The 21,947-nt window shown below is 49.9% G+C and carries 19 protein-coding genes and 3 tRNA genes; 11 read left to right on the top strand and 11 right to left on the bottom strand.

Annotated features, from left to right (window positions below; translation table 11 throughout):
- Nucleotides 1-242: 242 nt before the first annotated feature.
- From WC052_01615 to WC052_01605, 3 genes are all read left to right on the top strand, one after another.
- Nucleotides 243-698 carry a hypothetical protein gene (locus WC052_01615; GenBank protein MFA7286344.1) on the top strand — a complete coding sequence of 152 codons (456 nt, stop codon included), beginning with the start codon at nt 243-245 and terminating at the stop codon, nt 696-698.
- A 17-nt stretch (nt 699-715) separates the two neighbouring features.
- Nucleotides 716-889 (top strand): hypothetical protein, encoded by a 174-nt coding sequence (locus WC052_01610; protein MFA7286343.1) that lies wholly within the window; start codon nt 716-718, stop codon nt 887-889.
- A gap of 195 nt (nt 890-1,084) precedes the next feature.
- Nucleotides 1,085-2,047: a tyrosine-type recombinase/integrase gene (locus tag WC052_01605; protein MFA7286342.1), complete on the top strand. Its 963-nt coding sequence runs from the start codon at nt 1,085-1,087 to the stop codon at nt 2,045-2,047.
- Between the two features lie 22 nt (nt 2,048-2,069).
- Here the strand turns inward: WC052_01605 and WC052_01600 are convergent, their stop codons facing one another.
- Nucleotides 2,070-2,780: a hypothetical protein gene (locus WC052_01600; GenBank protein ID MFA7286341.1), complete on the bottom strand. Its 711-nt coding sequence runs from the start codon at nt 2,778-2,780 to the stop codon at nt 2,070-2,072.
- A 77-nt stretch (nt 2,781-2,857) separates the two neighbouring features.
- Here WC052_01600 and WC052_01595 point away from each other — a divergent pair.
- The 7 genes from WC052_01595 to guaA all read left to right on the top strand — a co-directional run bounded on the left by WC052_01595 (nt 2,858) and on the right by guaA (nt 9,360).
- Nucleotides 2,858-2,934, top strand: a tRNA-Arg gene (locus WC052_01595).
- A 225-nt stretch (nt 2,935-3,159) separates the two neighbouring features.
- On the top strand, nt 3,160-3,879 hold the full coding sequence (locus WC052_01590; GenBank protein ID MFA7286340.1) for a hypothetical protein: 720 nt from the start codon (nt 3,160-3,162) through the stop codon (nt 3,877-3,879).
- Nucleotides 3,880-3,929: 50 nt separating this feature from the next.
- On the top strand, nt 3,930-4,388 hold the full coding sequence (locus WC052_01585; protein ID MFA7286339.1) for an NUDIX hydrolase: 459 nt from the start codon (nt 3,930-3,932) through the stop codon (nt 4,386-4,388).
- Between the two features lie 72 nt (nt 4,389-4,460).
- Complete coding sequence (locus WC052_01580; GenBank protein ID MFA7286338.1) at nt 4,461-5,702, top strand: PA14 domain-containing protein; 1,242 nt, start codon at nt 4,461-4,463, stop codon at nt 5,700-5,702.
- 57 nt (nt 5,703-5,759) lie between these two features.
- The gene (locus WC052_01575; protein ID MFA7286337.1) at nt 5,760-6,821 is read left to right on the top strand and encodes an IMP dehydrogenase; all 1,062 of its coding nucleotides are present in this window, start codon (nt 5,760-5,762) and stop codon (nt 6,819-6,821) included.
- A 2-nt stretch (nt 6,822-6,823) separates the two neighbouring features.
- Nucleotides 6,824-7,831: an adenosine deaminase gene (locus WC052_01570; GenBank protein MFA7286336.1), complete on the top strand. Its 1,008-nt coding sequence runs from the start codon at nt 6,824-6,826 to the stop codon at nt 7,829-7,831.
- A gap of 2 nt (nt 7,832-7,833) precedes the next feature.
- Entirely contained in the window at nt 7,834-9,360 is a 1,527-nt protein-coding gene (gene guaA / locus WC052_01565; protein MFA7286335.1) for a glutamine-hydrolyzing GMP synthase, read from the top strand.
- 228 nt (nt 9,361-9,588) lie between these two features.
- On the opposite strand, the gene WC052_01560 is transcribed toward guaA, so the two are convergent.
- From WC052_01560 to WC052_01515, 10 genes are all read right to left on the bottom strand, one after another.
- Nucleotides 9,589-10,281 carry a phosphoribosylformylglycinamidine synthase subunit PurQ gene (locus WC052_01560; protein MFA7286334.1) on the bottom strand — a complete coding sequence of 231 codons (693 nt, stop codon included), beginning with the start codon at nt 10,279-10,281 and terminating at the stop codon, nt 9,589-9,591.
- Entirely contained in the window at nt 10,278-13,142 is a 2,865-nt protein-coding gene (locus tag WC052_01555; protein MFA7286333.1) for an AIR synthase-related protein, read from the bottom strand. The genes WC052_01560 and WC052_01555 overlap by 4 nt, the downstream gene beginning before the upstream one ends.
- Nucleotides 13,143-13,519: 377 nt before the next feature.
- The gene (locus tag WC052_01550; protein MFA7286332.1) at nt 13,520-14,230 is read right to left on the bottom strand and encodes a hypothetical protein; all 711 of its coding nucleotides are present in this window, start codon (nt 14,228-14,230) and stop codon (nt 13,520-13,522) included.
- A gap of 204 nt (nt 14,231-14,434) precedes the next feature.
- Nucleotides 14,435-15,199: an ABC transporter permease gene (locus WC052_01545; GenBank protein ID MFA7286331.1), complete on the bottom strand. Its 765-nt coding sequence runs from the start codon at nt 15,197-15,199 to the stop codon at nt 14,435-14,437.
- The gene (locus tag WC052_01540) at nt 15,196-15,939 is read right to left on the bottom strand and encodes an ABC transporter ATP-binding protein (protein ID MFA7286330.1); all 744 of its coding nucleotides are present in this window, start codon (nt 15,937-15,939) and stop codon (nt 15,196-15,198) included. The genes WC052_01545 and WC052_01540 overlap by 4 nt, the downstream gene beginning before the upstream one ends.
- A gap of 6 nt (nt 15,940-15,945) precedes the next feature.
- Entirely contained in the window at nt 15,946-17,307 is a 1,362-nt protein-coding gene (gene mgtE, locus WC052_01535; GenBank protein MFA7286329.1) for a magnesium transporter, read from the bottom strand.
- Nucleotides 17,308-17,408: 101 nt separating this feature from the next.
- Entirely contained in the window at nt 17,409-18,821 is a 1,413-nt protein-coding gene (locus WC052_01530) for a cation:proton antiporter (protein MFA7286328.1), read from the bottom strand.
- Nucleotides 18,822-18,901: 80 nt separating this feature from the next.
- The gene (locus WC052_01525; GenBank protein MFA7286327.1) at nt 18,902-19,999 is read right to left on the bottom strand and encodes a D-alanine--D-alanine ligase family protein; all 1,098 of its coding nucleotides are present in this window, start codon (nt 19,997-19,999) and stop codon (nt 18,902-18,904) included.
- Between the two features lie 191 nt (nt 20,000-20,190).
- A tRNA-Ala gene (locus WC052_01520) sits at nt 20,191-20,263 on the bottom strand.
- Nucleotides 20,264-20,652: 389 nt separating this feature from the next.
- Nucleotides 20,653-20,724, bottom strand: a tRNA-Arg gene (locus tag WC052_01515).
- Nucleotides 20,725-21,513: 789 nt separating this feature from the next.
- On the opposite strand from WC052_01515, the gene WC052_01510 reads away from it, so the two are divergent.
- A complete protein-coding gene (locus WC052_01510; GenBank protein MFA7286326.1) occupies nt 21,514-21,924 on the top strand; it encodes a polymer-forming cytoskeletal protein in 411 nt (136 codons plus the stop codon).
- Nucleotides 21,925-21,947 lie beyond the last annotated feature (23 nt).

Below are 21,947 nucleotides of genomic sequence, written 5' to 3'. Positions count from 1 at the left end.
AGCGCCCGTGCGGGAGCGCGTCCTCTCATATATAAAAACGTACGCGAGAGACCAGTATAGGCAATATTGCTGGGGTTGTCAATCTATTGCTAATGAAATCAGGAAATCAATAGGTTTGACTTTTATCTCAAAACCCGCTACTTTACTCGGTCGCTCACATCCTGTGAGAGATTTGGCTCTACCCCATAAATAGCGGTTGCCAACACAGAAGGCTCACTGAAAATCGATCCGGAGGAACACCCATGAACAAGGCAACGCTGTACGCCCTCATCGGCGCTGTGCTTTACGGCACGCAGAGTGCCGTCATCGAGATGCGGCTCAAAGAGCTCACCCCGACTGCCGTGCTGCTTTGCTTTTACATAGCGATGCTGCCCGTAGTCCTGGCCATTTTGGCCTACAAATGGTCGACGGGAACGCCGATCATTTGGCCGCAGGGCGGCAACCTGTACATCGCGGGTGCGATGGGAATAGCCTATTTTTGGGCTGATTGGTTTACCGTTGCCGCCTACAACACTGGCGGCGATGTAGCCACGGTAACGGGCATCCTGATGCTCGTCCCCATCATCGCCAGCGTCATCAAACTGGCCGACGGCGGTACCCTGCCAAACATCTGGCAGGTCGCGGCGTACCTGACCATGGCGGTAAGTGTCGGCCTTTTCGCCAAGGGCCTAGAAGTCGCAACCTCGCGGACAATGTAAGGCGAGGAGGAGGAACAATGGACAAACGAAATTCCCTCGTCCGAAGGAGGCGCAGGCAGCATCTGACCACCTGGGTCGGCGTCTGTATCGCCATCTGGGTCGGGCTCGAGTTGCGGTCGTGCCACTACCGCCGCATGGCCCAGTCCCCAACCAGCTTTGACTTCCTGCTCGACAGGACGATGAAGCACTGACGTGCTGTTGCCGCCTCCTCTGGCGACAACGGTCGAATCGACATGAAGAAGGCCCCCACCATATCACTGGTGACGCGGGCCTCTTCTTCTTTTTAAAATAACTTAAAAAAGGGGGTGCTTTTTGGCTCACCCTACCACTATCAAAAACCTTACAGCATATAGCGTATGGCCTTTCCGTGTCGTACAATATTCACTATGGCAAATCTCAAAGACTACATTCAAGATTTTTTGGAATACCTGGAGATTGAAAAAAACCGCAGCGCGGCGACTATTCGCAATTACCGCTTCTACCTCAATCGTTTCGCTGACTGGTCAGAGGAACACAGTGTCACAAACACGAACCGCATTACACCAGAACATATTCGCCAATACCGACTCTGGCTCAATCGCTTTACTGATACTCACGGCGAAGCACTTAAAAAGAACACGCAAAACTATCACCTCATTGCGCTGCGCACGTTGCTAAAATATTTAGCCAAACGAGATGTGGCCAGCTTGGCACCAGAAAAGATTGAACTCATGAAAATGCCTGACCGCAGTATTTCATTTCTGACCGGCGAAGAACTACAGCGCTTACTCGCTGCGCCAGGACGAGTACCGCAGCCAAAACTGACCCTACTGCGTGATGCTGCTATGCTGACCGTTCTTTTTTCGACCGGTCTACGTGTCTCTGAGTTGACAAACCTTAAACGAGAGCAGGTGAGCACCCGTGAACCAACCAATGGTTCCCTAACGGAACTCAGTGTGCGAGGAAAAGGTTCAAAAATTCGTGTTGTTTTTTTGTCGCCAGACGCACGGGCGTATGTAAAGTCGTACCTGGCCGAACGGCACGATGTTTCACCCTATCTATTTGTCCGACACGACCGTGCTGGCAAAATTCAAAACGATCGGGCAAAAAAAGAAGGCGGTGCGCCGCTAACGCCCCGCTCCATTGAACGGCTTCTTCAAAAATATGCCCGCGTCGCCGGTATTATGAAACAGGTGACACCGCATACCCTTCGTCATTCTTTTGCCACCGACCTACTCATAAACGGCGCGGATGTGCGTTCGGTGCAGAGTCTGCTTGGTCACGCATCAATTACGACGACGCAAATTTACACCCATCTTACAGATAGCGAACTGCGCCGGGTGCACGAAGCATTTCACAATAAAAAATAATCACATCCATTCACAACTGGTTTTATAGCTCCTCTTTGTGGCGAAATAATAACGGATAGGTCATAAGAAAAAAACCAACGACTGCTGGCACTAAACCCGCAGTGGCTGCATACGGCACAACAGTTTGCGAAAGCAAATGGCTAGCAAAGTAGCTGACACCATCAATTGCAGCCACCACAGCACCAAGCGCCATAAAAATACTTCGACGTCGAACCGGTGCAGCAGTTGCGTTTATGCTCGTTCGAAAAAATTGCACCGCAAACAAACCAGCTGTGAAAACGATTCCCAAACTTATTATAAAAATCTCGCCGCCCGTATAGCTTGGGTTGCGATAGAAGAAAAACAGACTTGTTGAACTGAGCTGCGGTAATGGCAAGTGAGCCATTCTGTAAAGAAACATGGTGACGCCAAGACCAGAGGCAACACCAAAAACAATGTTCGCCAGCGCTGGCCGGCCAGACACTCGAATTGTAAAAAGGAGACAAAAACCAAGACCGATAAAAAGAAAAACGTAGAGAGCTAAGTAGAATGCCACCTGCGCCGTGATTGGGCTGATAGGTAAGACATTAGCAAATGCAAGTATGGCGAAGTAGGCTGTAAAACTGGCAAAAAAACTTTGGTAAACTTGATAAGCTGACTTTCCTTCTGTTATCTGATCTTTCCTTCGTTGCAATCTTAAGACGCCAAAAAAGAAGATTACAGAAATCGTGGCAGTCAAAAAAGTAAAAATCATAAATGCACTATAGCAGTCGCTTCAGGAATGGGAAGGATTGATTTTCAACAAGGGTCCCCTCTATACTCCCCTCACGTGCTCCTGTAGCTCAATTGGATAGAGCGTGTGGTTTCTACCCACAAGGTTGCAGGTTCGATTCCTGCCGGGAGCACCAACCTTCGAAAAAGCTTCGGCTGGCGAGCCAGCCATAGTTCTTGACCGTCCGAAGCCTGCCACCTCCGCCAAAGTAGCCAAAGGCTACGGCGGCTGGATGGCGCAGGTGGTCAGCGGCGGCGTGGCGAGCCAGGTGTTTTGAATAATGTCTTTCTGCCATAGTTTAATTTTTAAAACAATTTTAGTCACAAAATAGAAAATTGATTACTGTCTAAAATAGACGCACATGAACAATCAAAAAGGATTTACAAATATTATTTTGATAGGAGTAATTGTTGCCATCGTCGCTGTTGGTGGATTTCTTTATACAAAGTCTCAACTCAATGAAACGGGCAAGGTCAAAATATTAGTTTCGGTGCTAGACGCATCAACTAACCAACCAGTAAGCAATGCGGTAATTGAACTTGGTGGTTTGGCCGTAGGAATTCCTGAAGATCCAACGCCGCAGCCAACGTTTGGAAAAGAAAAAACTAAGAATGGTGTTGCTCTATTTTATATTTCGGCTAATAGCCTTGATGAAATTTTTGCATTTGATGCCAATGTCACCGCAGATAATTACCTTGCAGCATACGAAACATTCAATACAGAACTACGTGAGTTCACTATTCAGTTAGTAAATAAACAAACGAGCCTTGCAAGTTCACAAGCACAGGCCCTCGACTATGCAAAGAAAAATGAGTGGGTCGCATACTGGCTAGAGAAACATCCAGAATTTAATCCAAACGACCAAAAAAATTATCTAGTAACTTTTACATCCCCTTATTGGTGGGTTATTTTTAGAGATTCGGGGTTGAAACATCCAATCGCAAAATGTAACGAAGGGGCGTGGGACCCAACAGACATTCGGTGTACGATAGCGGCAAAAATAAATGCAGTGGATGGTACTCTTATGGAACTAAAGCCCGATTTGGCCGATACTGGCTGGGCGCCTTCTTACGGTTTTTAATTTGAAAGAGAATTTGCCGAAAAAAAGGTACTACCCCAATAAACGCCACTATGAAATCTAGTCATAAACATACCCACGCCACATATAACGTGGGACTGAAAATATTACTGCGGCGCGGTAACTCATACCTCTTTGTCTATACACCAGAAGGATACCTTGATATCCCAGGCGGTCGCATTGACGCAACAGAACATACAACACCACTACTGACAGTGTTAAAAAGAGAGTTAAAAGAAGAGCTTGGAACAAAAGTTCGCTATACAATCGGCCAGCCGATATTTCATTTCCGACGTCATTTCTCGAATCCAGAAAAACATATTTTCCTTGTGGTGTACGAAGCAACGTACCGCAAGGGCGACATCGTCCTCTCTAGTGAACACGCCCGCTACCAGTGGCTGAATCCAAAAAAAGATGTGCTACCGTCGTCGGCTTTATTTCACAAAGAAGGAGCAGCAGCTTTGAAGAACTATTTCAAACTTTTACCAAGGAAAACTAAGCCCAGTAAGTAGTTAGCCTTGACAATTCAACCAAAACGTGCTAGCTTATTCAATTCACTATTTTTTGGTGAGTGTAATAAGATCATGAAAATATCGCGCAAAACAATTTCTTTTTTTGTCGCAGCCCTGCTCGTGCCTACTGCTGCCTTCACTTCTCTAGAGACGGCAGCCGCAGCAACGTGTGACCGTAATATGGTTGTTTTTGAACGTGGCTTCTATGGCCAATACTACAACCTGGCGGAAGATGACATTGGCGTAGAAGACGACATTGAAAATTATATTCCAGAGGTGGCGGATGATAACTACTGGTACAACCCAGAATATCGTGTCTTCGACCGTGTAGACCAAACTATTAATTTCGGCGCTAAATTCTTTCCGGTTGACACCGGGAAACTGGGCGACCCGTACCACTTCGCTGTTCATTGGCGTAGTGCGTTCGTGGTATCCGCAACCGGAGAGTATGAATTTCGCGTTACCTCAAACAACGATTCCTGGTTACGCATTGACGACACTATGGTGCTGGATCTCGGTGACGCAAAATTTGCAAAGAGCGGCGTTAAAAAGATTACCTTGACCAAAGGTGTCCATGAACTAAACAGTTATTTTACTGAACGGCATACACCTGGCTCGCAGTATTCCTTTACTGTTACCGGAAGCGCGCTTCATTACTACCCACTACCAGCTAGTTGTACAATCACCGATGCACGCTCGTACGGCCTTGAGGCGTTGTCTACTTCTACCCCTGCGCCATCAAACGACAAGCCAACGACTACACCTGGCCGAGTCCTTGGGGCGAGCACGGGTGAGTACACGCCTGCAGTGGGGCTCGTCAAAACTGCAAACAGCCCGGACGTCTACGCTCTCTACGCCAATGGATTCCGTCACTACATAACAAGCCCAACATCATTCACTAACTATGGGTACGACTACAATACTATCCGCACCATTTCTCGCGCCGAGCTCAACAAGTATCCAGACGCGCGACTACTTCGAACGCCCGAGGATGCGACTGTTTATTTTCTCTCGACACGGCCAAACAGACAGTGGCTAAAGATTGCGCTTCCTTCGCCAACCGCGCTCGTGTCGTACCCAAATAACTACTGGGGCAATGTGCTCGTGGTTGATACAATCGATATTACTTCTTACCCCACCGCTAGGGTTGTAAAAACAGCAAACGCACCGGCTGTCTATTTATTGCAAGACAATAAACGTCGACTATTTTTATCAGGCGATGTTTTCACGGGTCTTGGTTACAAATGGCCAGAGGTGCTGACGATATCGAATGAGCATCTCGGTACCTACCTTGAAGGACCACCAATAGGATAACAGCCCACGAACGAAAACCGACTGTGCGAACAGTCGGTTTTCGTTTATACTTGGCCCATGAAAACACTGCCGCTTGGTCTCACCTTTGATGACGTTCTGCTGGTGCCTCAATTGTCTGAGGTCTCGCCCAGCACCGCCATTACTACGACCAAACTCACACCAAATATTCAGCTCTCTATTCCTTTGCTTTCAGCCGCCATGGACACCGTAACGGGCGCCAACATGGCCATTGCCATTGCGCGATTGGGGGGTCTCGGGGTGTTGCATCGTAATTGTACGATTCCAGAACAGGTCGCCATGGTGCGAACCGTCAAAAAAGCCGGATGTCTTGTTGCCGCAGCAATTGGACCACACGATAGTGAGCGAGCGTTGGCGCTAGACGCGGTGGGCATCGACGCAATCGTCGTTGATTCCGCCCACGTGCACAAACCAAGTATCCTTAAGGATGTAAAAACGCTGCGAAAAAAAGTGCACGCTAACTTGATTGTAGGCAACATAGCAACGGCCGCGGCTGCCCGTGCTTTTGCGCCGTACGTTGATGCACTCAAGGTTGGCGTCGGCCCGGGCGCTATCTGCACGACGCGTGTTGTTGCCGGCGTCGGCGTACCACAACTAACGGCCATTATACTGGTGGCAGAAGCCGTCAAAGGAAATCGAATTACGGTTATTGCTGACGGTGGCATTCGTTATTCGGGAGACATAGTCAAAGCTATTGCTGGCGGCGCGGCGGCAGTGATGCTTGGCTCATTATTTGCAGGAACTGACGAAGCCCCAGGGGATACAACCTTACTGAACGGCAAGAAAGTTAAACGGTATCGCGGCATGGGTTCATTAGGCGCCATGCAGATTGGTGAGAGCTCTGACCGCTATGGCCAAAAAGGAATGAAAAAATACGTACCTGAAGGTGTCGAGGGTATTGTTCCGTATAAAGGCCCTCTCGCCGACACGGTGTATCAACTCATCGGTGGACTAAAGGCTGGCATGGGCTATGTTGGAGTCTCCACAATCCCTCAACTGATGCAGTGCAGTAAACATTTCATTCGCATTACCCCAGCCGGCAGAGCCGAAAGCCACCCGCATACTATTCAGATAGAAAAACAAGCTCCCAATTATAACTAACTATGACAGAAAAAAAACCGTCGCCCTTTGCAAAATTACCCCTCGCTGAACTTCACACACACGTTGGTGGCGCGGCCGATGCGGCTGTATTGTGGACGCTCGCACACGATCAAGGTATTCGTCTCCCTACGAAAAACTACTGGGAGTTTGAAGACATGGTTACGGTAAAACGAAACTACAAAAGTTTCAAAGAAATCGATCGAGCGAAGTACCACTGGACCGAGCTCATTCAATCGTCACCAGTGGCAATGGAACCCGCCGTACACCAGACTATCGGTGGTGCGTACCGCTCACACAATATCGTACTCCATGAGATTCGCTTCAACCCGATGAAACGCAATCGGAACGGAGAACGAGACCTAGACTATATTATCCATGCCTCTATTCGTGGCCTGGAACGCGCTATGCTCGAATATCCAGATGTGCGCGCTGGCATCATTTTGATGCTTGACCGAGAATTTACCTACCGACAAAACGAAATCATTTACGAAAAAGCTCTCAAGTATCAACATCGCGGCGTCATCGGTATTGACGTTGCCGGTCCACAACTAGCCGCATTTAAAATGGCGCAGTACGTTGATCTGTTCTGTGCTGCCAAAGCAAAAGGGCTCGGCGTTACTATCCATACTGGTGAAGAGGGATCATTAAAAGAGCTTGAACTCGTCATTAAGAAAATAGCGCCGTCACGCATAGGTCATGGGGTCAATGCCTATCGAGACAAAAAACTGATGGGGCTCATCAAAGAAGCTGGCATCACTTTAGAGGTATGTCCAACTTCTAATATGCGAGTTGGTGTATTTAAAACCCTCAATGAGCAACGCCGCGCCTATCAAACACTGCACCAAGCCGGGGTAAAATTGACTATCAATACTGATGGGCCGGAAATGTATGAAACAAATCTGGCCGCCGAACTCAACTACTTATTGCATCATGCTATTTTTTCAGAATCCGAAGTAACCTCGTTCATCGCCAACGCCTTCGCGGCTACCTTTATACCGAAACGCCAGTAAGCATGGTCTACATTATAGATTTTGGCTCACAATACTCTCACCTCATAGGTCGGCGTGTTCGCGCCCTTGGCGTAGAGGCAACACTTATTCCCTTCACTGCTCCGCTTGGTCAGATTAAAAACGCTGAGGCTATTATTTTATCTGGGGGGCCAAGTTCCGTGTATACAACTGGTGCCCCAAGTTGCAGTCAGAAACTTTTTACTTTAGGAATTCCCCTACTCGGCGTGTGCTACGGCATGCAACTGATGACGCACCAGCTTGGTGGCAGTGTGGAACGGGGGAAACGTGGTGAGTACGGCCCGGCGCTGCTCGACGCCACGGTGTCGTCGCCGCTTTTGAAGGGGCTGCCAAAGAAAAATCGCGTTTGGATGTCTCATGGAGACATTGTTACGAAACTACCAAAAGGATTCCGACACATTGCGCAAACGGCGAACTCTCCTGATGCGGTCATCGCCAATGAGAAAGAAAAACTTTACGGCATTCAGTTTCATATCGAAGTTGAGCACACGCAGTACGGTAACGCTATTTTGAAAAATTTTCTCTTCACGATTGCTAAATGCAAAAAGACATGGAATGTTGCTGACTTAATTACCCAAAAAATCACCGCCATCCAAAATACTGTCGGCCAGAATGCGGTTGTTGCGGCTGTTTCTGGTGGGGTCGACTCCACGGTGACGGCCGCACTGGTGAGCCGAGCCATAGGGAAACAGCTCACGGCCGTATTCGTGAATCATGGCCTAATGCGTAAAAATGAACCAAGTGAAGTGCGCGCCATTCTGTCACAACTCGGTTGCCGTGTTCGCTACGTCAATGCAGAGCAACCATTTCTCCGTGGCCTAAAGGGCGTTACGTTTGGCGAAAAGAAAAGAAAAATTATTGGGCGCGAGTTTATCCGCGCCTTCGACCGTGCAGTAAAATCTGTTCACCCCCGTCCCACCTTCTTAGCCCAAGGAACTATTCAATCAGACGTTATTGAATCCGCTGCAGCGAGTAGTGGAAAAACGGCGCGCGTTATTAAATCTCATCACAATGTCGGTGGGCTACCGAAAGGATTGAAGTGGAAACTACTTGAACCGCTTCGCGACCTTTATAAAGATGAGGTCCGTGAACTGGGTGAAGCACTTGGACTACCCAAGGCGCTCGTTTGGCGACAACCGTTTCCTGGCCCGGGTCTGGCCATTCGCATTGCCGGCGAAGTAACGCCGGAAAAACTACGTATCGTTCGTGATGCTGACTTAATCGTGCGAGAAGAAATTCATCGGGTGAAGCGTGAAGACGAATTTTATCACTACTTTGCCCAAGTACTCAGCCAAAAAACAGTTGGGGTCACCGGTGACGAACGCCGCTACGCTTACCCAATAGTTGTTCGCATCATTACCTCGTCCGACATTATGACCGCGGACTGGGCACAACTTCCCCACGACTTTATGGCACGCCTTTCCTGGCGCATTACAAATGAAGTGAGAGGCGTTACTCGCGTCCTCTACGATATAACCTCAAAACCACCCGCTACGACGGAGTGGGAATAACACCGTTACGCTAGCGCTTCACTACTTTAAAGGAAACCGTCCGGTTTCCTGTTAATATATCCTTCCCTCAGCAAAGGTCGTTCTTGTTTCTCTCCGTGCTGTAACCGGCAAAGCCAGATTACAGTACTCGAGAAACACTCACTGTGATTTGAAAATATTACACAAATGGAAAAACGGCGCTGCTGTTAGGCTACGCCGTTTTCCCTCCATTGTTTCTTCTGACCTCCTTTACCGCACGGCTTCGATGCCGTTGCGGTAGATTTGCCATGCTGCCTCACAACCACGTTCGGGGTGCGGCATCATGCCCATGATCCGTCCCGTCTCGTCGCAGATGCCTGCGACCGGACAGCCGTTCGGACTAGCCGGATAGGTTATGACACCTTCATAGCTGCCGTAGGTTGCCGTGACAACAACAGGACCCTGGGATTGAAAATACCCTTCACCATGAGCTGATGGCATTTCGATCTCCACTCCATCCAGCCCCTTAGTCCAGAGGCTCGAGCCATGGAGAACCACGGGCGTATGCCGCCAGTGTTCGAAGCGACCAGTACGGTTGCGGTCAAGAACAGCGGTGCATCCGGAGGAAAAATCTCCCGCCGGAAGAAGTCCTGCCCGCACCAACACCTGGAATCCATTGCAGATGCCAAGCATCGGTACCTGCCGCTCGAGACAACGCTCCACGCTTTCACGCAGCCGCGTTTGTAACTCGATGGCAAACACCGTTCCGGCGCCACCATGATCGCCGAAGCTGAAACCGCCAGGCCAGAGGACAAGATCGGCTTCCCACAATCGGCGACGTCCGTCGAGTAGCACCCGAATGGGCACCACCTCCGCACGACCGCCGACCGCGTTCACCACTGCAACCTTCTCCTCATGGCTGTTTACTCCAGTAACCCAGGGAATCAATACAAGCGGTTTCATTCCACCACCTCCGCAAACGTTCTCTTCCACTCAGTTGCAATCGCATCGGGCAACACCTTGAACAGACGTTCTCCTTCTACATGCACCGCAATCTCCGGCTCTTCGGTAACCACACCAAGAGGGACATAGTCACCTCGAGCGAGATACCTCTCCCAAGGGGAAGCCGGATCAACCACGAGAATCATCGCTGCGTTCAGTTCGGCAAAAAGCGACTTCAGGGGGTCCCAAGGAAGATCTATGGCGCAACCGAAACCACTGCCATAGCTCATCTCAAAAAGACGCCGAATCAATCCGCCCTCTGCCACCACCGAACGAGAATGCACTCCCTCGTTCCATCCACACTCCTTGAACATGCGATGCACCCGACAGAGTCCCCGCCTGAGCTGCTTCAAGTCCACGTAAGGCAATACGTGACTTCGCTCGCCGTAGCGATCGAGGAAAACGGATCCGCCCAGTTGAACATCAAGCAACCCCGGATGGTAGAGAATGATAGTATCCCCAGGACGAGTGAACAACTTCGGAACGAGACGAGACGTATCCCGCATTCTCCCCAAAGCTAACACCGAAAGTCCGAGAGGTGCATCGCACTCTCCAAGCCGGCAGCTTGAACTGTCCTTGCCACTGATGACTGGTGTCCGAAGCATTTGCGAAGCGTAGCCGTAACCACACTCCACTAGCTGCTTCAATCGCCAAGCATGCCCAGGATTGTCCATCACAGGTGGACTCATCACATTCACGTTGAGCACGATATCGTCCGGGCCGAAACCAGCCGATACGAGCCGTGTCACCGCTTGTGCTGTGATGAGTTGCCCGAGCCCAGCAGGGTCAACTTCGCCGTAGTACTGGTTAGTTGCTACTGCGACACCGAGCCCCCAGGGCTTTCCATACACTGGTCCCGACACGTAGAGCTCTTCGGGCACACACTCTCCTACCCTGTTTCCGCGAATGATGTACGGGAGTACCGTACGCCCTTGCACCGTCTGGTCGAAATGATGCGCAGCGGAAGACTGATCGGCAATGTTGTAGTGCCCAAGGTGCGCTCTAACGAGCTGAATCCAATCGTCTTCGCTTGCAGGCTCAGACGGCTGGAAACGATGCGGACGAACCGTAGGTTCCCTGACAGCAATCTCCGGGAGTGGAGCCGCATTCAGAAAGTCATATGGCAAGTCAACTGCGACGTCACCGATGAGTTCTGTTGTCGGTGCCCCGACCCATTCGAGCTCTGAAAGCCCACTGTCGTAAACTGCCTGCGCCCTGCCAGTATCCGTAAAAACGCCGATGACCGCGAAACGGACATCATAGTCACGGAGTATGGCGAGAGCTTCAGGAAGCATACTTGGTGGAATCGCAAGAACACCGCGTTCCTGGCTTTCGGAAAGCAAGATTTGCCAGGGACGCATAGCCGCACACTTACGCGGCACCCACGCCAAGTTCAACCACACACCGGTGTCCTCACCCATTTCAAAGCATGCCGACGACAAGCCAGCTGCTCCGCAATCGGTTGAGGCACGAATGCATCCTGCGTCTCTCAAGACCGGAATCGCTTCCATGAAACCGCGCTGTTCAATCGGCATGCCGATTTGCACATGCGCAGCGTCAATGGTTACGGTTTTGGCCGTTGCAGCTGCACTCGACACTGTCGCACCATGCAACCCATCGTTACCGGTGAGACCACCGATAAGCACGACGAAATCGCCCGGCATTGGCGTACCTTTCTTGGCGCACTTCGCAGGAAGTATGCCCACACAATGACCAAGTGCGATGCCCTTCCAATTACGATCGTGCTTCAGGTACTGCGACCATGCCATGGGAATACCCATCGGGTTGCAGTAATCTGCCGTGCCCCGCACGGATTCAGTAAGCACGACCTGCGGATGTGTACCGCCAGGGACGACGAGATTCCATGGCAGATGAGGATCACAGGTTGCCATCACCGTCGTTCCGAGAATCGGGTACGCACCGAGTGCTGTGAGCATGATGTCCCGCTGGACACCACCATGCTTGGTCATGATCCCACCATAAGGGTCACCAGCGAACGTCGGTGAAATGTGAGTTTCACCCTTAACGTTTACACCGTAACGCCCATAGAAGCGCATCACACCAGCATTGTCCTCGAAGGCGCTCAGAACCAGCCTATGGTGCAGGCGATTCGTTACGTCAAAGAGGAACGGTAGTAGGCCAAGCGCACGCCACGTCTCGTGGTTGCAGTGATCGCTCCACTTTGCAGCAACCACCTCGAGTTCTGCATCTCGCGCCGGACGGCCCAGCGCAACGTAGTAGGCACGAACGACTGCCAGCTTTGCAGCCGACATCATAAGACGCCGCTTGCTTGATAATGCGGCGAGCTCTTGATCATCCATAGATGCAACAGCAATGTGCTCCACGCCGCCAACCTCACCCTGTGGTACGAGTGTATCGTACGCAAAATCCGGGGCGAGAATCTCTTGCGTCTGACTGTTCATGCAGTACCGCTTGACGATCTCATCGGCAACTCCGTGCGATACACCTTCGAAGGCGTATCTTGTTGCCCAGCGTGCCCATGTAAACTCAGGCAGACCAAGCGCCTGTGCTGTGCGCCGAAGCGACGCCAACTCCGGGTCGGTCATGGCTCGCCTATACGCCACCTCTCTCACTTGTGCCGTCGTGCTCGTCAAAGACGTAGCAACGCTTGGCACTTCAACCATTGGGTGAGTAAAAAACGGAAGAAGAGCGTGGACGTCGCCGACGCCCTCAACCCTCATTACCGACTCGATGGCGAGCGAAATTACCGAGTAATTGAGACCTTGCAGTCTCCGTAGCAAACTAGCGGCAACAGGATCGATCCCGAGGCGCATCTTGTATACAGTTTGAATGTGATTCATTGCTATCCCTCAACTGGTTGTGAAACGACAATCCAAAACTTTAGCCGAGAGACCTTAACACCGGAAGATTCACCTGGCAATGTTTAAATATGGAAAAACGGCGCTGCTGTTAAGCTACGCCGTTTTCCCTCCTTAGTTTCTTCTGACCTCCTTTATTTTGCTGTCGGGCTAAAGCCCAGCAGCGATATCGTTCCGGTGGTACTCACCATCCCAGTGAATCGTATTGACCCGACGGTAAGCGGCTTCACGCGCCGCACGGAAATCGAGGTTTGCACCTCGCCCGACGACCGTCAACGCGCGCCCACTATCCGTGAGGATGTCCCGGCCGCTGTCGGCGACCCTCGTCCCGGCATGGAAAATGGTCCTACTCCTTCTTCTCAGCGGCGCCGCTCGATCATTCTCGCGAGGCACTCCTTATAGGGGCGTCCCTCGGGGTACAGCATGAAACCGATTTCTTTGGCCCAGTTGAGCCGCCTCTCTTCTCCTGCCCTCACCGGCGAGGGACAATCGACAGGCAACAGCTCACCTTGCGCCGCACGACGCAACGCCTCGATCTGAACGCAGTGTTCGGTCGGAAGAAGCCTTGCTTGCAGTGAGTCCACGTCATCTGCCGGCAAAATTGGGCACTCCTCAAAGTGGAGCACTCTTCCTTCGTCGACAAACGGATCGAGATCCTGGCAAACTGACATGGCCACGAAATCACGCGGTAGCACGAGACGGGCGAACGCGATCTGCGACGCCACGACACGCTTCCCAAACATACCCGGCCCACCGAATGCTTTCGGATGAGCCGGATGCTGGTTCGTGCCGCGGATGCCCTCGGCAACGAGTGCTCTGACGCACGACTCCGGCACGGTTGGGATGCAACCGTAGAGTCCAACATGGTCCACCGCGAACTGACGAGAGAGTTCAAGAAGAACTCGCCCCCAGTGTTCCGCCTCACTCACCTTGTACGGCACGACGAGAAGATTGTCCCCCTCAGTCATGCCGAGAGCGGTGAGCTTGTCGATGAGACCAAGGGCGTCCTTGGTGTTGGTTGCGACGGCGCACACCAACTCGACAAGACCATGAAGGATTCCGCCTTCCATGGTCGCCAACTTGATGGCCCTGAGCGTGCTCCCGCCCCCGGAACCGAGTCCCAAGAGTCGCATTGGCAGCTTAAATGTTCTCACGGTTCTTTCCTCCTTATTCCTCTGGTAATGATCATGGAGCGTCTCTATAGACGCTAAAAACGCAAACGGCGGTACCTTAGCACCGCCGTTCAGAATGAGCAACGCAGCTTTGTGTAGAATTTAGGACCTCAAATTGTAGCCTCGTTGGAACATACGAACGCACATGGCAAACGAAAAAATTGTTAGGGCAATAACAACAGCGGCGGCAATGAGGGAGTTCACGTCACTTATTCCTATCATGCTAAAACGAATGCCATTAACCATATAAAAAATAGGGTTGAAGTGGCTCACTGTTGCCATCCAGTCAGGGAGTAATCGCACCGAATGAAAGACACCACCAAAGAAAGAGAGTGGGAGCAGTATGAATGTATTAGGAAGACTAATGTGATCAAACGATTTCCCCCACAATCCGACGATGCCTCCAAGCGAAGCAAACAACAGTGACGTAGCGATAAGGAAAAATAGAAACGCCCAGAAATGAGAAATGGATGCAGTTGTGAAAAATAAGGCTACGCCATACACCCCAAGCCCAACCACCAACCCGCGAGTAGTGGCGGCGAGCACAAATCCAAGAACAATCTCCGTGTACGAAAGTGGTGCAACAAGAAGCTCAGAGAGTGTATTCTGCAACTTCCCAATGTAGATAGATGAAGAAGTGTTTGTAAAACTGGCAGAGATGACGTTCATCATAAGTAACCCCGGAATCATAAAATCAATGTAGCTTACGCCTGGCAGTATATTTTCAATTCGTGACCCGAGAATGTTGCCAAAGACAACAATATACAGGAGTGAGGAAATAATAGGGGGGAATACCGTCTGCACCGCTAACTTAAATGTTTTGCGCAACTCACGAATGTATAACGTATACAGCCCTACCCAGTTCATATCCCGTTCTCTTTAGCCTCGGTTCGCGTGAGGTCAAGATAAATTTCTTCCAATTTCTTGTGGCCCTCTTTTGCGAGTAGCTCAGCTGTTTTTTCCATAAGCACAATCTTTCCATGATCGATTATGGCCACGCGCTCACAAAGCCGTTCTGCTTCTTCTAGGTAGTGCGTTGTTAAAAGAATGGTTGTCCCTTGTGCTTGAATATCTTTTAACTCTTGCCAGAGCCAGTGCCGCATTTCTACGTCCACTCCCGCCGTCGGTTCATCGAGAATGAGCAACTTTGGTTTATGCATTAAAGCCCGAGCCAAAAGTACACGACGTTTCATACCACCAGACAAACTTTGAAATGGCTTCATCCGTTGCTCCCACAAATCAAACCGCTTCAGTAGTGTTTCGGCGCGTAGTTTAGCAGCCCCCTCAGTAATGCCAAAGTAACCTCCGTTACTTATCAGTGTTTCTAAAGGATAGCGAAAAATATCAACATTAAACTCTTGCGGCGACAAACCAACCAACGCCCGTGCCGCTCGGTAATTTGTAACAACATCCTGACTAAAAACAGTGATGCTCCCAGAGTCTGGAGTAACCAGCCCCGCGATGCAGCCAATGGTGGTTGTTTTCCCAGCACCATTCGGACCAAGGAAACCAAAAAATTCCCCTTCGGCAATTGAAAACGAAACGTCGTTTACTGCCGGAACGCCGTTGTAAGATTTTTGTAAATTCGTAACCACTAACGCCGACATACGACCTTACTTAACAATGAGGCTAATGAGCAGGGTGGCTAATCCAAGGAAGAGGGAGAACCCACCAACGTCTGTGGCGGTTGTGACAAAAATACTCGACCCGAGCGCCGGGTCTTGCTTCAATTTACGAAGCACTAAGGGAACGAAGGCGCCAACGAGTCCTGCAATAATTAAGTTTCCGAGCATGGCCAAGAACATAACAAGTGCCAGCCAAATGTTCTGATACCACGCAAACGTTAAGAGACCGATAACAACACCAATGAGCATGCCATTCAAAACACCGATGCCCAACTCTTTCCCGATTACTTTCATTCCAAGGCTCCAATCAACTTCACCGAGTGCGAGGCTCCGCACCACAACGGTCAGTGATTGTGTACCAGCGTTACCACCCATACCAGAAACGATTGGCATCATAGCGGCTAGAACAACATACTGGGCAATGGTGTCCGAAAAAAGTGAAATCGTCGCGGCAGCTAAAACGGCGGTACCCAAATTAATGAGTAACCATGGGGCACGACGGCGAGTAGAAATAATAATCGGCGTCGAAACGTGGTCTTCTTGGCCAAGGTTAGCAAGGTGGTAGATATCTTGCGTTGCCTCATCGGTCAAAACATCAATAGCGTCGTCAACAGTAATTCGCCCGACTAATCGATGGTTATCATCTATAACGGGAACGGAGAGTAAATTATAGCGGGCGATTAAATCGGCTACGAACTCTTGATTAGCGTGTGGGCGCACTGCAACGGGGTCCACTTCCATGATGTCAGCCAGCGTTACGTCCGCAGCAGACAGCACCAATTGACGAAACGTCACTGCACCTACTAGTTGCTCATTGTCGTCACACACATAAATGCTGTAGTACTCTTCGGCCGCGTCCTTGGGTAACGCACGAATCTGTGCAATAGCTTCCCCGACAGTTAAAGTGCTTTGCATCGACAACAGGTCAGTGGTCATGATTCCACCGGCCGTATCTGGTGCGTAGCCTAACAATTTTCCAACTGCTTTCTTCTGCGTGCCGTTTAATTTATCAAACACTGGTTGCCGCCGTTCTTCTGGTAATCCATGAATTAAATCTGCGACGTCATCCGGATCAAGCTCTTGGAGCGCCGCCATGAAATGGTCCTCTGGAATGAGCTCTAAAATCTCTGGAACTTGTGATTCATCAAGTTCACTGATAACTCGAGCTAACTTTCGGCTCTTCAACAGGCTCTCCGCAAACCACTGCTGTTCACTTGCTTGAAGATACGGCAACAGTTGCGCCAAATCAGCCGGATGCATTTGTTTCACTGCATTAAATGCTGAGCTGAGCGCATGATTGCGAATCAACCTGAGCAGTGCATCTTGGACACGATTGAGGGATTTATGCATAGAGTTTTAATAACAAGCGCCTCACCGCACGGGTGAGGCTGGGAAATCCCGTGCCTAAAGCAATCCTAGTACAGCCCGCCAGGCTTGGCAATTTCTCCTTCCTATTTACCACTCACCACCGGTTCGGTTGAGTGTTGTTTTATGAGACGAGTTAAAATTGGAGGTGTAAAAATCGTGGTCACTATAACCATAATAACAATAACCGAGTAAACATCTTCAGAAACGACGCCCAAGCTTCTCCCCACAGTGGCAAAGATAAGCCCAACCTCACCACGCGGCACCATACCAAAACCGACAATGAGTTTGCGGACGGGGCCAGCAACCAAGCCGGCTGCTAATTTACCAATAAACGCGACAACTGTTACGGCGAGTGCGAGCACGAGCAGTCGCGGATTTGTGAAGGTAGCCACATTAACGTTCATACCGGTAACCACGAAAAAAATTGGGACGACGAGATACCCTACTGGTTCGACAATAGAATCTAAATGGCGCTTTGCGTGTGGCTCAATGATTGCTTCGATGCCCACCCTAGTAGTTTCATCACACCCAGCAATATATTTTCGTACGTCTCGAATAACCTTCGGATCTTTGAAGTATTGAAAATGTACCGAATCTAAAATTAATCCGGCAGCAAACGCACCAACAATCGGTGCTAGACCAATCGCGCTCGCCAAATAGGAAAATACGAGACCAAAGGATACTGCCAAAGTAAATTTCATTCCGACTCCTGTGCTTATTAGGGAGAAGAGTCGGCCAATTCTCGGAGCAGCAAGCTGCCCGACGACAATTGCCCCAACAAGGAAAAGGACGGCCTTTCCAATGATGAAGCTGACGGCGCCAAAGCTGACGGCGCCAAGCGTCACAATTGCCGAAACAATGGCCAAAATGATGAGACCCAGCACATCATCGATTACAGCCGCGCCAAGCACAATTTGCGCTTCAGGTTCCTTGATGAAATGAAGATCTTTAAATACCCGGCCAGTTATACCTACGGAGGTGGCGGTCAACGTCGCGCCAAGGAAAAGATGAGCATTCAGACTAAGTTCCGGGAAAAGCCAAGGACCGACGACGTATGTCCCCAGGACGAAGGGCACTATGACACCAACAACGGCAACAATCACAGCTCGCGGACCAGTCCGTTGCATCTCGGCAATATTGGATTCTAGCCCAATCTGAAACAGCAAAATAACGACACCCAGTTCGGCAAGAAAATGAATTATCTCGTTTTGGGCAATTGGCTCAAAAAAATTAATACCAATAAGCGCCAGGTTACCAAGGAAAACACCGATGAGGAGCTCCCCGAGAACCGCCGGTTGACCGAACGCTGCCACGAATCCTGAAAACTTCGCGGCGAGTAGCAGGATGGCAATCCATAAAAAAACAGTTGCGATATTTGCACCTTCGGGCACCGCTCCCGAACTGGCAAAAACACTATGCCCCCAAAATACTGTGGCACCAATCAGTACCATCTTAAAACGCTGCAAGAACAGTTTTGCGTTATTTACGAAAATCATATTTTTTATTGAAAGCGGTGGGCACGTTGCCCACCACACGAATTACCATTATCGCTAGAATACTCTGGCGGAATACCGTGTCAAGAGATTTTAAACTTTCGCTGCACCGCTCGCCGCACTTCGTACCGTTGCCGCGCTAATTCAATCAACCGATCGAGAAGTTGTGGATACGGGAGACCAGAACATTCCCACAACTTCGGGTACATACTGATTGGTGTAAACCCTGGCGCTGTATTCACCTCGTTAAAGACCCATGTGCCACTAGGAGTGTAGAAAAAATCCACTCGCGCCATTCCTGACAATTCTAATGTTTGAAAAATCTTACACGCTAACCGCTGCGCTTCCTGCTGCTCCGCTTTCGTAAGCGCCGCCGGAATTTGCAATGCCGCTCCTGCCTCATCAATATACTTCGCTTCGTAAGAATAGAAATCATGCGTTGGAGTTACCTCTCCTGGAACCGAGGCTTCAGGAACATCGTTTCCAAGTACTGCCACCTCAATCTCACGTCCCACAATGCCCTCTTCTATTAAAACCTTCGTGTCATAAAAAAAGGCAGCCTCAATCGCTTGCTGAAGATTTTCAGCATCGGCAACTTTCACAACTCCCACCGAAGAGCCAAGACTAGCCGGTTTAACAAAAACCGGAAAACCAACAGTTGCCGTGAAGTCGCGAACTGCTTGGCTTATGTGCGTGTGTGGTCGTACAACTATTGTTCGAGCAACGGGAATGCCTGCCGCAGCCACGAGTCGTTTCGCAACGTCCTTGTCCATACCAACCGCTGAACCCAAGACACCGCAGCCAACGTAGGGCACTTCGATAAGCTCCAGAAGACCTTGCAACGTCCCATCCTCACCGCCCGTGCCGTGGATGATAGGGAAAACAACATCAATTTTATGCGTATCCCCATCAGTTGCACCACGCAGAGTTAACCCACCATTAAGCGCTGTGGGTAAAACCTGCGTACCACCAGCTTGTTCAACGCTGCCCTCGAGGAGCATACGCTCCGCACCCCCCTGAAGCTGCCAGCGGCCATCGTGGTCAATTCCGGCCAACACGACATCGTACTTATTCTTATCAAGAGCATTATAAATACCCCGGGCGGAAACAACGGATACTTCATGCTCCGTTGATTTGCCGCCAAAAAGAAGGAGGACGGTAAGTTTTTTGTGTGCAGCCATATTTTTACTTTACCCTAGGACGAAGCAGTAGGAAAGCTGTTCATAATTCAGCCGTCATACGACGTAATGGATACCTTCAGACACTCCTCACCGCCAGCTGTTCCCCGCGACCGAAGGAAGTACCTGTGGTATTCGATTCCCCTCTCTCTACAATAAAGAAAACCCTTCCCGAAAAGGGAAAGGTTTTCTTTTGGACCCGAGGGGAATCGAACCCCTTACCTCTGCAATGCGAATGCAGCGCTCTACCAGATGAGCTACGGGCCCGTATGGCGAATGGCCCCGACGCCGCAATGTAAAGCATCTAATGAATCGGGGCTCCGACTAAACGTCGGAGCAAATAGCATATAGCAAATAGCGGCAGACAACCAGCCGTAATGGGTGATGTAATTTTGAACACAGCGACCGTAGAGCTTTACTCCTTATCACAAAGAAGGAAAAACGAGCAACCTTGGGGGATGGAAGGGAATATAGTATTGAGCTCTTTTTTTAAAATCAGAGTGAGTTTTTACTGAGCACGGTGGCGGTAGGGCAAAGCCTGCTACCGCGCGGAGGGAAAAATGAACGACCTTGAAGGAGGAAGGGATACCCTAACAGGGAAACGGGAGTTTCCCTTTAGAGAAGCGAAGCCGAGTCTGACTCGGCGAAGCGGTATCTGCCCCCGGAGGGAATTGAACCCCCATCACTGCATTAGGACTGCGGTGCTCTATCCGTTGAGCTACGAGGGCTTAAAAACTGTCTCTGCTTGGGCAGGATACTCGCGGAAATGTTATTTATCAATGCATGAAATAGCTTAACTTCAGCAGCACCTTTTGTAACTGTGATTCTACACATGCCATACTGTGTCCTGCCACGAGTACCTCCGTCGTTGTAATTTATTTTAAATCGCGCAGCGGGGATGCCAGTAACCCGAACCCAGTATTTAAGGCACTCCCCTTTACTCATGCCAGTAAAAAACCGCATGGTTGGCTTGATACGCGACTCAGATATAGAAAGATCTTTTCGCAAAATTTCTAAATATAATGCTATCAATCGCCCGTCCGAATTTATTAACTCACAAACCCCCTTACTGCCCTCTCCCCAATAAAGCATCGCAAGCACAATAAATGACTCGCGATGATGACTGGCCAACAATTGCAACGATTCACTTTCCGCTTTAGCAAGGCCAACCTTGCGACGATTCGCACTCCCGCCTTGTTTAGCTTTCAGGATGCGTGCATAAAAAGGACTTAAACGTATCGCATGTACATGGTGCCAGACAGTTGGCACTGGAATTGTTAGCAGCTTGGAAATTTCATTTAAACTGTACCCGTTCTTTCTGAGTTTTTTTGCTTTTTCTATCTTCTGAAGACTATGCACTCTCATAATTAAATATTATCACCTTGATTGAGAAGTTCAAGCTTGTCTATTAGTTGGGTAGCTATTTTGAATCTAAATTTACACCTGCTCGCAAATATTTTGACAGTAACCGCTGTGAACGATACAGTTTACTTAATACCTACTAACCATTTTCGCTCATGTTTAGCCAGAAAGAAGGCGGCTTCGCCGGCGCAACCGTTATTGCAGAGGGGGTTAAAGTTGAAGGAAATTTCAAAGGGGAAGGCCCCATGGTAATTGATGGTGAAGTGAAGGGGACCATCGTCACCAACCACTCAGTTGAGGTTGGAAAATCAGCCACCATTGAAGCAAACGTTCGAGCCGACTCTGTCGTCGTTGGTGGTTTTGTTCGTGGCAATATAATTGCAAAAAGTAGGATAGAACTTTTGGCTGGCAGTCGAGTAGAAGGAGATATCGCCACCACGTCTCTGGTGATTGCTGAAGGAGCAAGTTTCAATGGGAAGTGCGCTATGGGCGCGACAAAAACTGATGACCTTGAAAGTAGTGAACTCGCACGAGAGACCAAAGCGAAGGCCGTCAAAACATCATAAGGTGGCGCAGCGCGCCATTCTAT

Source organism: Patescibacteria group bacterium (assembly GCA_041675205.1).
Lineage (GTDB): Bacteria > Patescibacteriota > Patescibacteriia > GWA2-46-9 > GWA2-46-9 > JBAYUF01.
Note: the sequence above shows the minus strand (reverse complement) of the source record. Positions and strands in the feature narration are given on the sequence as shown.

Bases quoted from the DNA above. Each gene is read 5' to 3' on its own strand.
- WC052_01615 (MFA7286344.1), top strand. From the start codon at position 243: ATGAACAAGGCAACGCTGTACGCCCTCATCGGCGCTGTGCTTTACGGC.
- WC052_01610 (MFA7286343.1), top strand. From the start codon at position 716: ATGGACAAACGAAATTCCCTCGTCCGAAGGAGGCGCAGGCAGCATCTG.
- WC052_01605 (MFA7286342.1), top strand. From the start codon at position 1,085: ATGGCAAATCTCAAAGACTACATTCAAGATTTTTTGGAATACCTGGAG.
- WC052_01600 (MFA7286341.1), bottom strand. From the start codon at position 2,780: ATGATTTTTACTTTTTTGACTGCCACGATTTCTGTAATCTTCTTTTTT.
- WC052_01590 (MFA7286340.1), top strand. From the start codon at position 3,160: ATGAACAATCAAAAAGGATTTACAAATATTATTTTGATAGGAGTAATT.
- WC052_01585 (MFA7286339.1), top strand. From the start codon at position 3,930: ATGAAATCTAGTCATAAACATACCCACGCCACATATAACGTGGGACTG.
- WC052_01580 (MFA7286338.1), top strand. From the start codon at position 4,461: ATGAAAATATCGCGCAAAACAATTTCTTTTTTTGTCGCAGCCCTGCTC.
- WC052_01575 (MFA7286337.1), top strand. From the start codon at position 5,760: ATGAAAACACTGCCGCTTGGTCTCACCTTTGATGACGTTCTGCTGGTG.
- WC052_01570 (MFA7286336.1), top strand. From the start codon at position 6,824: ATGACAGAAAAAAAACCGTCGCCCTTTGCAAAATTACCCCTCGCTGAA.
- guaA (MFA7286335.1), top strand. From the start codon at position 7,834: ATGGTCTACATTATAGATTTTGGCTCACAATACTCTCACCTCATAGGT.
- WC052_01560 (MFA7286334.1), bottom strand. From the start codon at position 10,281: ATGAAACCGCTTGTATTGATTCCCTGGGTTACTGGAGTAAACAGCCAT.
- WC052_01555 (MFA7286333.1), bottom strand. From the start codon at position 13,142: ATGAATCACATTCAAACTGTATACAAGATGCGCCTCGGGATCGATCCT.
- WC052_01550 (MFA7286332.1), bottom strand. From the start codon at position 14,230: ATGGAAGGCGGAATCCTTCATGGTCTTGTCGAGTTGGTGTGCGCCGTC.
- WC052_01545 (MFA7286331.1), bottom strand. From the start codon at position 15,199: ATGAACTGGGTAGGGCTGTATACGTTATACATTCGTGAGTTGCGCAAA.
- WC052_01540 (MFA7286330.1), bottom strand. From the start codon at position 15,939: ATGTCGGCGTTAGTGGTTACGAATTTACAAAAATCTTACAACGGCGTT.
- mgtE (MFA7286329.1), bottom strand. From the start codon at position 17,307: ATGCATAAATCCCTCAATCGTGTCCAAGATGCACTGCTCAGGTTGATT.
- WC052_01530 (MFA7286328.1), bottom strand. From the start codon at position 18,821: ATGATTTTCGTAAATAACGCAAAACTGTTCTTGCAGCGTTTTAAGATG.
- WC052_01525 (MFA7286327.1), bottom strand. From the start codon at position 19,999: ATGGCTGCACACAAAAAACTTACCGTCCTCCTTCTTTTTGGCGGCAAA.
- WC052_01510 (MFA7286326.1), top strand. From the start codon at position 21,514: ATGTTTAGCCAGAAAGAAGGCGGCTTCGCCGGCGCAACCGTTATTGCA.